The sequence below is a fragment of the Acinetobacter wanghuae genome (assembly GCF_009557235.1).
GTDB classification, from domain to species: Bacteria; Pseudomonadota; Gammaproteobacteria; order Pseudomonadales; family Moraxellaceae; genus Acinetobacter; species Acinetobacter wanghuae.
Genome location: NZ_CP045650.1, coordinates 2,368,231 through 2,383,549 on the forward strand (window position 1 = coordinate 2,368,231; position 15,319 = coordinate 2,383,549).

Here is a 15,319-nt window from a genome sequence, read left to right on the forward strand (position 1 = left end):
TCTCTTAAAGTAGTGCAATATTTAATTACATATAAACGCATTGCTATGAAAATAAAATCGCAAACTGCCCTTATTCATGCACCACGACAAGCCCCTCAATTTATTTCTACAGTACAACCTCCCCTCTATCGTGCATCGACCATTATTTTTAACAACACCGATGCCCTATTTAATCGCCATTGGACGGATGCCTATGACTATAGTTATGGCACACATGGCACACCCACTACCTTTACCCTAGGTGACAACATCGCGCAGATCGAGGGTGGGAAATATTGCCTACTTACACCAAGTGGTTTATCAGCGATTAACTTGGTGAACTCCTGCTTTTTAAGCCAAGGCGATGAAGTATGGGTCGCAGATAACATTTATGGCCCTAACATGGAGCATCTGCGTAACTTAGAAACGCGCTATGGCATTACAGTCAAAGTCTACAACCCAATTGATGTCGACACCTTTACCCCAAGTGCAAACGCCAAACTGATTTGGCTCGAAGCAGCCGGTTCTGTCACCTTAGAATTTCCAGACTTAACAGGACTCGTTAAAAAAGCCCAAGCGCATAACATGCTGACAGCTTTAGACAATACGTGGGGCGCAGGACTTGCCTTTAATGCCTTTGACTTTGGCAATGAACATTTAAGCATGGATATCACTGTGCATGCCCTGACCAAATACCCAAGTGGCGGTGGTGATATTTTGATGGGCTCCGTGGTGACACGTGATCAAAAGCTGCATCATAAACTGTTCCGTATGCATGCCATTCAGGGCATTTGCGTATCAGGTGATGATGTGGCTCAAGTACAACGCAGTCTTGCATCGATGCAACTGCGTTATGAAAATCAATCTAAAAGTGCCTTACAACTGAAAGATTGGTTAAAGCAACAAACTGAATTTGTGCAAGTGTTACACCCTGCCGATGTCGATTCTGCCGGTCATGTCTATTGGTCAGAAATTTGCAAGGAAGGTCATAGTGCTGGGTTGGTCAGCGTAATCTTTAATACGCAATACAATATGCAAGACATTCGCAACTTCTGCGATGCGCTACAGCTATTTAAACTTGGCTTTAGTTGGGGCGGTCCTGTCAGCCTTGTGATGCTGTATAACTTAAAAGATATGCGTGTACTTGAGCATTCACATTTACAAGACGGATTACTGGTTCGTTTTTGTATAGGACTAGAACATCCTGACGATTTAATACAAGATATCCAAAACGCTTTACAACACATGCATCAACAAAAAATTGAATAAAACAAAATAGGTGAAACTATGGGAACACCACTCGTTATTGCTAAAAAAACCACAGATACCAAACAAGAGATCGTTTTACATTCTGAGCTTGCCAACCGCCACGGTTTAATTGCCGGCGCGACAGGCACAGGTAAAACCGTCACATTAAAGGTCTTGGCAGAAAGTTTTTCACGTATTGGTGTTCCCGTATTTTTAGCCGATGCCAAAGGCGATGTATCAAGTCTTGCTAAGGCCGGAGAAAGCAATCCTAAATTTGAGGAACGGATCAAAAGCCTCAATATCAACTCGATTCCATTTGCAGCATTCCCTGTGGTGTTTTGGGATCTATTTGGTGAACAAGGGCATCCGATTCGCACCACGATCTCCGAAATTGGTCCACTGCTGCTTGCACGGATGCTCAACCTGAATGACACCCAAGAAGGTGTGTTATCGGCTGTGTTCCGTATTGCCGATGATCAAGGCTTACTACTGATCGACTTTAAAGATTTAAAAGCCATGATCAGCTATGTCAGCGAGCATGCAGCAGAGTTTAAAGCCGATTATGGCAATTTATCACCGGCGAGTTTAGGTGCAATTCAACGCAATTTACTTGCGCTTGCCGATCAAGGTGGCGATCAATTCTTTGGTGAACCTGCACTCGATTTAATGGATTTTATTCAAACTGATGCCCAAGGTCACGGTCATATCAATCTATTGGCTGCTGACAAGCTGATGAACACCCCAAAACTCTATGCGACGTTTTTACTTTGGATGCTGTCGGAACTGTTTGAGCAACTACCCGAAGTCGGTGACTTAGATAAACCAAAACTGGTGTTTTTCTTCGATGAAGCACACCTGCTTTTTGACAATGCCAGCCCTACGCTACAAGAAAAAATTGAACAAGTAGTACGCCTGATTCGTTCTAAAGGTGTAGGGATTTATTTTGTCACGCAAAATCCGCTCGACCTTCCTGAAAGCGTGCTCGGTCAACTGGGTAACCGTATACAGCATGCCCTCCGCGCTTTTACACCCAAAGATCAAAAAGCAGTCAAAACCGCAGCCGATACCTTTAGACCCAATCCTGAATTTAAAGTGCAAGATGCCATTACCGAACTCGCAGTCGGGGAAGCTTTAATTAGTTGCCTCGATGAAAAAGGCACACCTCAAATGGTCGAACGTGGTTGGGTAATGCCACCCTATTCCTCCTTTAACCCTATTTCACTTGAAGAAAGACGTGCCTTCATGGCGCAAAGCGTAGTTGCAGGTGTGTATGATCAAGTTCTTGATCGGGAAAGTGCCTTTGAAATGCTGCAACAAAAAATCGAACAGCGCCAACAACATGCAGCGCAAGCTGAACTTGCAAAACAACAAGCCAAAGCCGAAGAAGCCTATGCCAAGCAAGTGGCAAAAGAACAAGAAGCGCTTGCCAAACAACACGCACGTGAACAAGAACGTCTTGCCCGTGAGCAACAAAAGCAAACCGAACGCGCCGCCAAACAGCGTGAAAAACTAATTCAGGACACTGTCGGTACTTTTGCCAAAAGTGCAGCACGTAGCCTTGGCGGTACGACTGGACAAAAAATCGTACGCGGTCTGTTAGGTTCCTTGTTTGGAAAAAGGTAACTCAACTCAGACATCTTTCTGACCTTTTCCGATCATTTTCATATTTATGATGGGATATTTTTATATCCCATAACTTTTTTATGGGTTTATATTGCGCTGCCAACCCTAAAGATGTATTTTAAATACATCTTACATCAAGTCTGAGCCTCTCCCATGACTCCGCAACATATTGAATTGGTCAAAGCCACTGTTCCTGTATTACGTGAAAGTGGTGTCGCACTGACCACTTATTTTTATCAGCGCATGCTCAAGCATCATCCTGAGCTGAAAAATACCTTCAATATGGATCATCAAGAAACAGGTCGTCAGCCGCGTGCCTTGGCTGCTGCGGTATTGGCTTATGCAGAACATATTGAAAATCCAACCGTGCTTGCCAAAGCAGTCGAACGCATGACCACTAAGCATGTCAGCCTCAACATTCAAGCTGAGCAATATGCAATCGTGGGTGAACACTTACTGCATTCAATCAGTGAAGTTTTAGACGTGCCAATGGAATCCGATTTAATCGCAGCGTGGAAAGCAGCGTATATGCAATTGGCTGATTTACTCATTGGCGTGGAAAAAGCAAAATATGCTGCGTTAAACACTGAAAATGGCGGTTGGACGGGTTGGCGTGAATTTGAAATCACAGCCATTGAAAACTTAGATGCAGCTCAATTATTCACATTAAAAGCCAAAGATCACTCCGCGATTAAAACCGCTAAAGCCGGTGAGTTTATCTCAGTTCGCGTGAAACTAGCGGACCAAGATTTATATCAACCACAGCAATTTACCTTTGATACTGATCAAGCCGAGCAATATCAAATTGTCGTAAAAGCGGAAGAAAATCCAACAGCATTTTCAGTCAATAATGCGTTGCTACAGCACTATAAAGTCGGTGATCTTGTAGAAGTATCAGCACCGAGCACACTTTAATTCTTGTCATTCAAAAGATTGAACGCTAATACCGAAAGTTCCGTTCGCGGGACTTTCAATGCTAAGATAGCACCACAACCATTCCCCTGCTCGTGCTATGCAACTGAATAAATTCACAGATTACGCTTTACGTATTTTGATGTACGTGGCTCAACCTCGCGAGTTGCCTTATACCATTGCAGAGCTTTCACAACGCTTAGACGTATCTGAAAATCATGCCATGAAAATTGTGCATTTTATGGCAAAGCAAGATTGGTTGATCACCACACGCGGAAAAGGCGGTGGGATTCGTTTAAATCCAGAATTACTCAAACAAAAATTAGGCGGCATTGTACGCATTTTACAAAAGGATCAACACGTGGTGGAATGCAACAGCCCACCTTGTGTTTTACGCACACATTGCGGGTTAAAAGGAATATTAGATCAAGCACTTGAGCAATTTTATTACCATCTAGATCAATATCAATTTCAAGATGTCATTCAACCCATTCATCTACACAGCAACGCATCATCGTCTATTCCACTTCTTAATCTTTAATACATCTGTTTGATATCAGCGGCTCTATCTTGCTGACAAAGTTCGCTTGCCTGCACGACTTCCTTTATAATAGCTTCTTGTAAATTAGTTATTGAAGTTGAGTCATGCACCAGCACAGAGGAAAATCGAAAAACAGTAAAACGGCAAACGCGCCTAAGCAAAAGATCAGCTATGCCAAAGCCGTTGATTCCGCCGTGACTGAATATTCGGTACAAGCTCTGAATTGGCTTCGCAGAGCTGAATTTTTAATGAGCGCACCAAAACTGAATTTATGTGTGGAAGATACCGGTTTTGAAGTTGCCTTTGCCGGTCGCTCAAATGCGGGGAAATCAAGCGCGATTAATGCCCTCACCAATCAAAAACAATTGGCACGTGCGTCAAAACGCCCGGGTCGTACCCAAATGATTAACTTCTTTAGCCTCGGTAATCCAAACCAACGTTTGGTGGATTTACCCGGTTATGGCTATGCGGCTGTACCTGAAGCGATGAAAATCGTGTGGCAAAAAGAACTTGAGAATTATTTGATTCATCGTGAAAGCTTACAAGGCTTGGTGTTATTGATGGATATTCGTCATCCGTTACAACACTTCGATGTCATGATGTTGGAATGGGCGTATTCACGTCAATTGTTTGTGCATGTGCTTTTAACCAAGTCGGACAAACTGAATCGTGGTCCTGCCTCTAAAGCATTGCAAGAAGTGAAAGCGGCATTGAAAAAAATGAAGCTAAACTTCTCTATTCAATTGTTCTCATCTATGAACAAAGAAGGTTTGGAAGAACTTGCAAGTGTCATGGGTGGTCGTTTGAACTTCACTTTGGGTCAGCAAGTTGAATACAATCTTTCTGCGATTCCTGAAGTCAGTGAAGATGACATTGATCTAGACACTGACGATGATTCAGAAATGGATCTTGAAAGCGCTTCAGAGCAAAACGAAGTGCAATCAAACGAACAAAATTAAACATTTTGTGATGTAATTGACAAATTAATGTCCCCTATTGCTTAAAGCTTTCGGGGACATTTTTTTAATACTGTAGCCATGCACAGATGATGGATATCGTAATGGCTCTACTTTCTCGCTTAAAAAAAACAAAAATCGGTTCTTCGATTAATTATTTTATTCAACCGCGTAAAGTCAAATTCGAATGGCAGGACACCCCTATTGATTGGATTCCCAATCACCCATTTTCCAGTTATTTCATTAATGAAATTAATAATATTTTACCTGCGGGTGAATTTTGGTTCTGCCGACTTTATAACAAAGTGTTACCTCAAATCACAGATGAAAAACTTGCCGCTGATGTGAAAGCATTTATTCGCCAAGAAGCGATGCATGCGCAAGCACATGTCTCCGCCAACAAAGAATATTTATCGGTCCGCAATATTGATATTCAACGTAACTTACGCATCATGGATGTGTTATTTAACAAAATCTTGGCAGATAAACCTTTGGGCTTAAATGTGCCTAAAGTGCTTGAACATCAATGGGATTTATTTCGCTTAGGTATTATTGCCACCGTAGAACACATGACCTGCGTCTTGGGAAAATACGTACTCTATAACACGGAATGGGAAAAACTCGGTGCTGACCCTGCCATGCTCGATTTGGTTAAATGGCATGGTGCGGAAGAAATTGAGCATCGTACCGTCGCATTTGATCTGTATCGTCACTTAGGGGGTACATATATCGCCCGTTATTATTTAAGTGTTGCGGTGATTATTGGCGTGATTGGATTATGGGTAGATGGTGCTGCACATTTAATGTCGCAAGATCCACGTTATAAATCGATTAAACCCGCAGTTTATAAACCTTGGATTTGGCGTGAATGGTCGCGAATTGCAAAGAAAGACCATAAAATTATGCCGCATCCGTTATGGTTGGTTTCACAACAACTGGGTTATTTAATGCCTTGGTATGACCCTGTGCATGAAGCCAGCACAGAAGATGCTTTAAATTATTTAAATCAGTCGCCAGCTGCGAAGCGCGCTTTATTAAAAATTGCTTAGACAAAAAATTTACATAAAAAAGCAGGCTTGATTGCCTGCTTTTTTACTATTGAATATTGATCAACTGGCTTCAGAATTTAATTCAGCTTTTCGGGTATAACGATCCACCACCACTGAAATCATCATATCGCCCTGCACATTCACCACCGTCCGAACGGTATCGAGTAATCGGTCAATTGGCAGTAAAATTGCAATTGCCTCTGCGGGCAAGCCTACCGATTGTAAGACCATAATCATGGTGACCATTCCTGCACTTGGAATACCCGGTGCCCCTAGGGACGCAATCATCGCTGTCGCACACACCACCAACTGTTGACCTAAGGTTAAATCCAAGCCCATTAAGTTAGCAATAAACAATGCCGCTGCGGCTTCATACAACGCAGTACCATCCATATTCAATTGCGTACCAAGCGGAATGACAAAACCCACCGTTTGCGGACGTACACCAAGATTTTCTTGCGCACATTTCATAGAGAGTGGCATCGTCGCTGAACTTGAACTAGTTGCGAAAGCTGTAATTAGCGCTGAACGCGTGCCTTTAAAGAAGGTCAACGGATTCATTTTACCAAAGACCCATAACAACAGCGGTAACACGACTAAACCGTGAAAAATGGTAGTACCTGTAACCACAGCAGCAAATTCAGCCAAACGACTTAAAACAGAGACATCTTCAGTTGCAACCAACTTCGCCAATAAAGCAAAGATACCAATCGGTGCAATCTTCATGATCCAACCGATCATCAACATCATAATCTCGAACAGTTGATGACTGATTTTGCGCACTGTTGTGAATTTTTCTCCACCTGCAACCAACGCCACACCAATGAATAAAGCAAACACCACAACCGCAAGCACATTGCCTTCGCTAAAGGCTTTAAACGGATTGATTAAGGTATTTTGAATGAAATTGGTAAAGAAAGAAGACGGCGTTAAGGTATCAGGGGTTTGATGTTGTGACATCGCATCTTGGAACATGACGATATCTACACCTTTGCCCACACCAAATAGATGCGCGCAGGTTAAACCTAAAATAAGGGCTAAAGTTGTGGTGGTCACACAGCACATCAGTGTGATTTTCCAAGTACGACTAAGTTGTCCGCCCGACTGTAAGTTAGAAACACCAACGACAATGGAGGTAAAAATCAGCGGCACCAAAATCATTTTGAGCAAACCAATAAACACACTACTGGCAATGCTAACGCCATACAAACTGGCAGAGAAAAATGCAGTGTCTGGGAAAACAGTTAGGATAAAACCAAACAGCACACCCAAAATGGCGGCAATTAAAATCTGGGTATTTAAGCTCATATTCTAGGCATTTTAAAGATCGGAACTATTTGGCACTATGCCATGATGATCAGCCATAATCGAGTTATTTTTTACTCAACCCATAGCTAAAAAATGTACATATGCACCATGTACATGCATGATTTGCAATGAAATGGCATATTTTGTGCTTCATCCAAACATAGATTCATTTTATCTTTAAGTTGGTAGATCGTTATGAAGCACTTCATCATGGCAATTGCACTCTTATGTAGCATTGGACAAACTTTTGCACACTCATCGAGCAATAATGGACAAGGCAAAGAAGGCTGTCACAAACATTCAGCAAATGATGTGCCGCACTGTCACTAATTTTTTGACTGCGCATAAAAAAAGCCGAATATCAAATTCGGCTTTTTTCATTTTTAATTTATTGGGTTTCAATTTCACGTAAGCGAATTAAACCTTCTTGTGTGGTGCTACACACCAATTCACCATTTTGCCACATACGTCCGAAGTTCAAACCACGTGAACTTGCGCTGACCGTTGCATCCATATCGTAGAGCATGAACTCATCGGCGCGGAATGGCTTATGGAAATACATCGCATGATCAATGCTCGCACACTGCAAACTTGGTGAAATATAACTCAGACCATGTGGGCGTAATGCTGTGGTCATTAAAGTAAAATCTGAATAGAATGCAGCAATTGCTTGATGTAAAGAGACTTCATCCACATCGGCTGCAATTTTGTCATGCGTACGAATATAATGTGCGTAATTCGGTGCTTCAGGCTGTGGTTGGAATGGATTCACTGGCATGACTGGACGAATTTCAACGTGACGATCCCGCATAAATGATGCGCGGACATTTTCAGGTACAAACTCGACCATCAGTTTTTTTAGTTCAGCTTCATTTTTTAAAGTTTCAACTGCTGGATATTCAGGTTCAGAAATTTGATAGTTGAGACCCTCTTCAGGCTCCGCAAATGACACCATACACATGAATATGGTTTTGCCATGCTGAATCGCCCGCACTTGACGACTTACGAAGCTGCGACCATCACGAATACGATCGACTTCATACACAATCGGTGCATTCACATCACCGCCATATAAGAAATAAGCATGTAAAGAATGCGCGGGACGATCTGTGGTATAAGAGGCTGCACGTAATGCTTGACCCAGAACCTGCCCCCCAAAGACACGTTTACCGACCAAATTACGGCTTTGTCCACGGAAAATATTTTCTTCAAGCTTTTCCAAGCTGAGTAAATCGACCAACTCTTGGGTTAAAGCATTCATAACACAACCTATTCGAAATGCGGGATATCCAAAATGGATGAATAAAAATCTATTTATTCAATCGCTATATTCTGCCATAAAATCTGACTAAATCACTAAAGTTAGATTGACTGCGCTGTCATAGTGAAATTGTAAATTTCTAGAAAAAACCCCATTATTCAAGCTAAAATCAAACATCTTCTGTGAATTTGTCAGAAAATGACATATTGTTTTTAACCAGAATCACGCAAAATAATTCCCCCTCAGCAGTTCTGTTGTTTTGGTCAGTAAAATTAGGAGTTTGTATGTCCAAGAGTGGCTTTGGTCAAATGTATCGCAAGTTATCAAGTAAGATGCTTGATCTTGTGGTTACCCCTCACGTTTTGGGGGAAGTACCAACTGAAGCACCTGCTGCAGCTTCTGAACCAAAACAAAAAGTGGTCTGCTATGTTTTGCAAAACCACTCACGTAGTAATGCCTTGGTGGTCGATGGGGAAACACGTCGCTTAAAACTGCCTGCTGCACTCGATCCAATGCATTTGGGTCCACATCAAGAAAAAGCATCAGTGTTGTTTTTACAACATCGTGATGAAAATAATTTACTCAGCACACCACCGCATGCATTTCCACCGCGTTTATTGCGTTTAATTGAAATTTTAGAAAAAAATCCAGATGTAGATGTCGAACTGATTCCAGTCACTGTCCTTTGGGGACGTGATCCTGAAAAAGAAGATTCTTGGTTTAAATTACTCTTTACCGATACATGGTCAACCCCAAGTCGTGTGAAACAATTGGTGAATATTGGCTTACATGGTCGTCAATCCCATTTAGAGTTTCATAAGGCACAATCCTTACGCGCCTTAATTCAATATGCCAAAAACACGCACCCGAATTCATCGCCTGCCACTTATATTGTTAGCACACTAAATGACTACTTAGATGGTCAACGTGAAGTGGTGCTCGGTCCCGATTTATCCGACCGTCGTAATGTGATGCATGGACTGATTAAATCAGTTGATGTGCAAGCCGCGATTCGCAATGAAAGCATTCGTAGTAAAATTAGCATGCTTGAAGCAGAACGTCGTGCGATTGGCTATCTGAATGAAATCGTATCAGACTATTCACACTCCACCGTTCGTTTTGCCGATAAGCTACTAAATCGTCTGTGGACACAGCTTTATGACGGCGTTGAAGTACATAACTTCAGTACGGTACGTGAACTCGCAAAAGATTATGAGATTGTCTATACCCCATGTCATCGCAGTCACATCGATTATTTATTGTTGTCTTATGTGATTTATAGCCGTGGTTTGATGGTGCCTTATATCGCAGCAGGTGATAACTTAAATATGCCGTTTGTCGGGCAGATTTTACGTGGTGGTGGTGCATTCTTTATTCGTCGTACTTTCCGCGGTAATGCCCTGTATACCACAGTGTTTAAAGAATACTTATATAGCGTATTGTCGCGCAATAATCCGCTTGAATACTTTATTGAAGGTGGGCGTTCACGTACAGGGCGTCTATTACCGCCAAAAACAGGCATGCTTGCCATGACGGTACATGGTCATTTGCGTGGTAAGGCAAAACCGATCGTATTCTTACCGACTTATATTGGCTATGAACGCCTGATGGAAGGTGGCACTTATGTCGGTGAAATGAACGGGAAAGAAAAAGAAGCCGAATCCATCTTCGGGATTATTAAAACCTTACGTAAAATTGAGCGCATTTTCGGTAAAGTACATTTGAACTTTGGTGAGCCTGTTTTCCTTGATGATATTTTAAAACAGCACGGTGCTGAAAATATCAAAATTGAAAAAAATGACGATCCAATTCCACAAGCTGTTTCAGATGCCGTCAATAGTTCAGCTCAAGCCATTTTAGAAAATATTAACCGTGCTGCGGTGATCAATCCAATTTCACTGTTGTCATTGATTTTATTAGCGACACCTAAACATACGCTTGATGAAGAAATTTGTATCAAGCAGCTTGATACCTATCGCAACCTGTTACTTTCGTTGCCATACGATAACCGTATGCAAGTTACGCCGTTGTCAGGCAAAGAAATCATTGCCTATGCCTTAAAACTGAAGCACATTAAACGTGTGAATCATGTCTTAGGCGATATTATTGCGATTGAAGATGGTCAAGCCATTCTATTGACATACTTCCGCAACAACATTTTGCATGCGTTCGTTGTACCTTCTTTGGTTGCAGCACTCGTCAATCACAATGGCATCATTCGTCGTCAAGATGTTGTGAATATGAGCTGTACGCTATATCCATTCTTGAAGGCTGAACTGTTCTTAAAATGGCGTGAAGATGAAATCTCAGAACAAGTGAATGCGTATATTGATGCATTGACTGCGGCAAAATTGATTTCAATTGAAGGTGAAAACTTAGTTGCACCAACACCAAACAGTGAAGCGCATCATCAGTTAGAAGTCCTTGCTGCGCCTGTCATGCAAAGTATTGAGCGTTATTACATGACACTTGCACTCATTACACAGCGTGGTTCAGGCATGATGTCGACACGCCAAGTTGAAGAGCTCAGTCAATTGGTCGGTCAGCGCCTATCGGTGTTATATGAGTTTAATTCACCAGAATTCTTTGATAAGGCATTATTCCAAACCTTTATTAAGGTGCTGACTCAGAAAGAATATATCCGTACCAATGAAGACAACGCGATTGTGTTTGATGAAAACTTTAGCAATATCGCAAAATATGCAGATTTGGTATTGGATGAAGTCAAACTCCAAATGCTGCATAACATCACGTCATTTACCGATGAAGAGCTAAAAGAAGCGTTAGAAGCCTTGGCTGCTGCAAAAGCGAAGAAAAGCCAAAAGCGGAAGAAGAAGTAAAAGCTTAAGATTCCTTCTCTCCTTTAAGGAGAGAGTTAGGGAGAAGTAGGTTTTGACTTAAAGCCCTCACCCCGACCCTCTCCCATAGGGAGAGGAAGTCTATTTACATAAGTTTCAAATAATCCTCAAAACAATCTTGATGCTCTAAGTGAAATCCCATCTGCTGCATTCTGCTTGCATACAGCCTTCTCCCTGTCACATGTTCACTCTCTACATTTAAGATAGGGACATCCATTTTCTGCTGAAACCACTGTAGAATTTCATGCAATAATTTGGGATCACTATTGCTCAAAATATAAGAAGCAGACAGATGTTCCACGTGAATCATCTGTGACAAGAAACGTGATAAATCTTCAATATGAATTCGATTTGACCAATGCAGATTTGGGTAACTTTGCCTCTTGATCGCCATGTTTTTTAATCGCGTGACTGAAGTTCCGTAAATTCCACTTGGACGAATAATCGTGCATCGTTCAGGATATGCGGTTAAATATGCTTGTTCCATATGCTGTAAAATTTCACCTTGTGCATCAGTGGGCTGAACAAGTGTTTCATCATCTACATCTTCCCCTGCATTTTCACCATACACACGCGTCGATGACACCACTACAATCCGTTGAACAGGATGAAGCTTTAAGGCTTGAAGAATCGGTTGCACAGAATCGAGATAAGTATGTTGATAATCTTGAATGGTGCTCTGCTTCGGACTAAGTAAAATATAGACCCAATCAATCGGTGCATGATTGGATAAATCAAGTTGATGCACATCTTGAATTTGATGAGAGGCAATCACATCTGTTTTAGCACTTTGACTAATTGTGCTAATTTGTTGTCCTTGCTCAAATAAATGTTTAGCAACACGCTGAGATGTTTTACCATAACCAATAAATAAAATACGCATTCGCACCGAATCACTGACTTGAGTTGAGGGGATATGGCTGCAGTTCATCAGTTACAAGGCGTCGGCAATGCCGCAGCTGCTTTACTCGAAAAACTAAACATTTTTAATACTGATGATTTGCTTTTTCATCTACCACGTGACTATGAAGACCGTAGCACGATCATTCCTATGAATCAATTGACCGTGGGACGTAGCTATTTGCTTGAAGGGATCGTCAAAGGTGTGGACTTTCCGCCCGGCAAACGTAAGTCCATGGCGGTGCTTTTAGATGATGAATGTGGCAAGGTCACCTTACGTTTTTATCATATCTATAAAGGCATTACGGATCGTTGTAAACTCGGTGCTCGGCTGCGTATTTTTGGCGAAGTCCGTGTCGGGGCACGTGGTTTAGAAATGTATCATCCTGAGTTACAGGTCATTACTGAACATACGCCATTACCACAAACCGAACTTACCGCAATCTATCCTGCAACCGAAGGCTTAACGCAACCCAAATTGCGTGAATATATTAAGCAAGCCTTAGCACAATACAGTAACGACCTACCTGAACTGTTACCCAAAAAATTCACCAATGGTTATGCACTAAAGCAATCCCTTGAATATATTCATCATCCACCTGTGGATGCCAATATGTTGCAGCTTGCACAAGGCTCACATCCTGCACAGCAACGTTTAATCTTTGAAGAGTTGGTGGCACATCAAATTAGTTTATTGACCCGCCGTGCTTATGTGCAGCAAGTTGAAGCGCCTTCATTTACGCCAAGCCAAAACTTTGCCAAACAATTATTAGCGACTTTACCCTTTGAAATGACGGGTGCACAAAAACGGGTATCGAAAGAAATTGCGCAGGATTTAAAAGGCAACAAACCGATGCTGCGCTTAGTGCAAGGCGATGTCGGTGCAGGTAAAACCTTAGTCGCAGGGGTTGCAGCTTGTCATGCCTTAGAAGAAGGTTGGCAAGTGGCATTGATGGCACCGACCGAAATTCTTGCCGAGCAACACTATTTAAACTTTAAAAAATGGCTTGAGCCTTTGGGGTTACATATCGCTTGGCTGTCTGGCAAGCAAAAAGGCAAAGCCCGTGCTGCCGCAGAACAGATGATTCATGATGGATCTGCGCATATGGTGGTCGGCACACATGCCTTATTCCAAGACAGTATTGGGTTTGCCAAACTTGGTTTGGTGATTATTGATGAACAACATCGCTTTGGAGTTGATCAACGTCTTGCTTTAAGAAATAAAGGCTTAAATGGCATGTCACCTCATCAATTGGTAATGACAGCAACCCCTATTCCACGCACGCTTGCGATGTCGGCTTATGGTGATCTTGATACTTCAGTGATTGATGAACTCCCCCCGGGTCGAACCCCGATTCAAACCGTGACCATCCCACTCGAACGTCGTGAACAAGTCTTACAACGCATCGCAAGCAACTGTGCCGAAGGTAAACAAGCCTATTGGGTCTGTACTTTGGTTGAGCAGTCTGAAACTTTAGATGCACAAGCTGCTGAAGCCACTTTTGCCGAAATTAAGGAACGCTTCCCCGACTTAAATATCGGCTTAGTACACGGCAAAATGAAAGCCGATGAAAAGCAAGCCGTGATGCAGCAGTTTAAAAATAATGAATTACAGCTTCTGATTGCAACCACGGTGATTGAAGTTGGTGTCGATGTACCTAATGCGTCTATTATGGTGATTGAAAATGCGGAACGTTTAGGTCTCTCACAACTGCATCAGTTACGTGGTCGAGTCGGTCGTGGTGCAACCGCGAGTTTCTGTGCCCTACTCTATAAGCATCCCCTGTCACAAAATGGACAAGAGCGTTTACGCATTATGCGTGAAACCAATGACGGATTCTTAATTGCAGAAAAGGATTTAGAAATTCGTGGACCGGGTGAGTTATTGGGGACTAAGCAAACGGGTGATATGAACTTTCGTGTTGCTAAGCTTGAACGTGATGATCATCTGCTTAATCAAGCACATTATGTCGCACAGCAAATGTTAAAAGATTATCCAAATCAAGCTGAAGCGCTGTTAAAACGTTGGTTACCGGAAGCTCCACGTTATGCCTATGTCTAATTTAATTAAGCAAGCGAAAACTTGGCTGCAGCAGTTACAGCCTTGCCAACTCTGTGGTAGTGATTATCAGCACATTCATTCTGTATGTGAGGATTGTTGGTCACAGCTCCCTTGGGCAAAAACCACAGTGCAACGTCAGGAAATGCAGGTTCATATTGCCTGTGACTATACCTATCCGATGGATCGAATGATTCAACTGTTTAAATATGAACAAAAACTACATTTGCAAAATGTGTTGGCAGGGACATTACTCAGTTTAAGGCTGCCCAAAGTCAGTGCGATCGTGCCTATGCCTATCTCAACAGAACGTTTGGTCGAGCGTGGTTATAACCAATCGTTGGTCTTAGCGAAACACGTTGCTAAACATCTGAACGTTCCAATTTGGCAGCCGATTACCCGACGTTCACAGCACTCACAAAAAGGCTTAAGTCGACTTGAACGTATGGACGATATCGAAGCGCAATTTGAAATCAGCACACAGTCTAAATTATGTTATCGACGTGTGCTGATTATTGATGATGTCGTCACCACAGGCAGCTCAATTCACGCACTTAAGCTCAAACTTGAAGCCTTAGGTTGTCGAGAAATTTATGCTGCCTGTATTGCGGGGGCAAAAATTTAA

12 protein-coding genes are annotated in these 15,319 nt (G+C 42.2%); 9 read left to right on the forward strand and 3 right to left on the reverse strand.

Features of this window, described 5'->3' with window-relative positions; all coding sequences use genetic code 11:
• Positions 1-45: 45 nt before the first annotated feature.
• The 6 genes from GFH30_RS11330 (at position 46) to GFH30_RS11355 (ending at position 6,308) form a co-directional block, all read left to right on the forward strand.
• A complete protein-coding gene (locus GFH30_RS11330; protein WP_153372683.1) occupies positions 46-1,248 on the forward strand; it encodes a PLP-dependent transferase in 1,203 nt (400 codons plus the stop codon).
• A gap of 18 nt (positions 1,249-1,266) precedes the next feature.
• Positions 1,267-2,850 carry a helicase HerA-like domain-containing protein gene (locus GFH30_RS11335; protein ID WP_153372685.1) on the forward strand — a complete coding sequence of 528 codons (1,584 nt, stop codon included), beginning with the start codon at positions 1,267-1,269 and terminating at the stop codon, positions 2,848-2,850.
• Between the two features lie 153 nt (positions 2,851-3,003).
• Positions 3,004-3,765, forward strand: a complete 762-nt coding sequence (locus GFH30_RS11340) for a globin domain-containing protein (RefSeq protein ID WP_153372687.1) — start codon at positions 3,004-3,006, stop codon at positions 3,763-3,765.
• A 97-nt stretch (positions 3,766-3,862) separates the two neighbouring features.
• Complete coding sequence (locus tag GFH30_RS11345; RefSeq protein WP_153372689.1) at positions 3,863-4,303, forward strand: RrF2 family transcriptional regulator; 441 nt, start codon at positions 3,863-3,865, stop codon at positions 4,301-4,303.
• 104 nt (positions 4,304-4,407) lie between these two features.
• Positions 4,408-5,262 carry a ribosome biogenesis GTP-binding protein YihA/YsxC gene (gene yihA / locus GFH30_RS11350; RefSeq protein WP_153372691.1) on the forward strand — a complete coding sequence of 285 codons (855 nt, stop codon included), beginning with the start codon at positions 4,408-4,410 and terminating at the stop codon, positions 5,260-5,262.
• 101 nt (positions 5,263-5,363) lie between these two features.
• Positions 5,364-6,308: a metal-dependent hydrolase gene (locus GFH30_RS11355; RefSeq protein ID WP_153372693.1), complete on the forward strand. Its 945-nt coding sequence runs from the start codon at positions 5,364-5,366 to the stop codon at positions 6,306-6,308.
• 60 nt (positions 6,309-6,368) lie between these two features.
• Here GFH30_RS11355 and GFH30_RS11360 read toward each other — a convergent pair whose 3' ends face one another.
• A complete protein-coding gene (locus GFH30_RS11360; RefSeq protein WP_153372695.1) occupies positions 6,369-7,616 on the reverse strand; it encodes a dicarboxylate/amino acid:cation symporter in 1,248 nt (415 codons plus the stop codon).
• A 388-nt stretch (positions 7,617-8,004) separates the two neighbouring features.
• The gene (locus tag GFH30_RS11365) at positions 8,005-8,877 is read right to left on the reverse strand and encodes an acyl-CoA thioesterase (RefSeq protein WP_153372697.1); all 873 of its coding nucleotides are present in this window, start codon (positions 8,875-8,877) and stop codon (positions 8,005-8,007) included.
• 284 nt (positions 8,878-9,161) lie between these two features.
• On the opposite strand from GFH30_RS11365, the gene plsB reads away from it, so the two are divergent.
• On the forward strand, positions 9,162-11,717 hold the full coding sequence (gene plsB, locus GFH30_RS11370; protein ID WP_153372699.1) for a glycerol-3-phosphate 1-O-acyltransferase PlsB: 2,556 nt from the start codon (positions 9,162-9,164) through the stop codon (positions 11,715-11,717).
• 103 nt (positions 11,718-11,820) lie between these two features.
• Here the strand turns inward: plsB and GFH30_RS11375 are convergent, their stop codons facing one another.
• Positions 11,821-12,618 (reverse strand): NAD-dependent epimerase/dehydratase family protein, encoded by a 798-nt coding sequence (locus GFH30_RS11375; protein ID WP_153372701.1) that lies wholly within the window; start codon positions 12,616-12,618, stop codon positions 11,821-11,823.
• Positions 12,619-12,651: 33 nt separating this feature from the next.
• Between GFH30_RS11375 and recG the strand changes: the two genes are divergently transcribed.
• Positions 12,652-14,697 (forward strand): ATP-dependent DNA helicase RecG, encoded by a 2,046-nt coding sequence (recG, locus tag GFH30_RS11380; protein WP_153372703.1) that lies wholly within the window; start codon positions 12,652-12,654, stop codon positions 14,695-14,697.
• Complete coding sequence (locus tag GFH30_RS11385; protein WP_153372705.1) at positions 14,684-15,319, forward strand: ComF family protein; 636 nt, start codon at positions 14,684-14,686, stop codon at positions 15,317-15,319. Before recG ends, GFH30_RS11385 begins: the two co-directional genes overlap by 14 nt.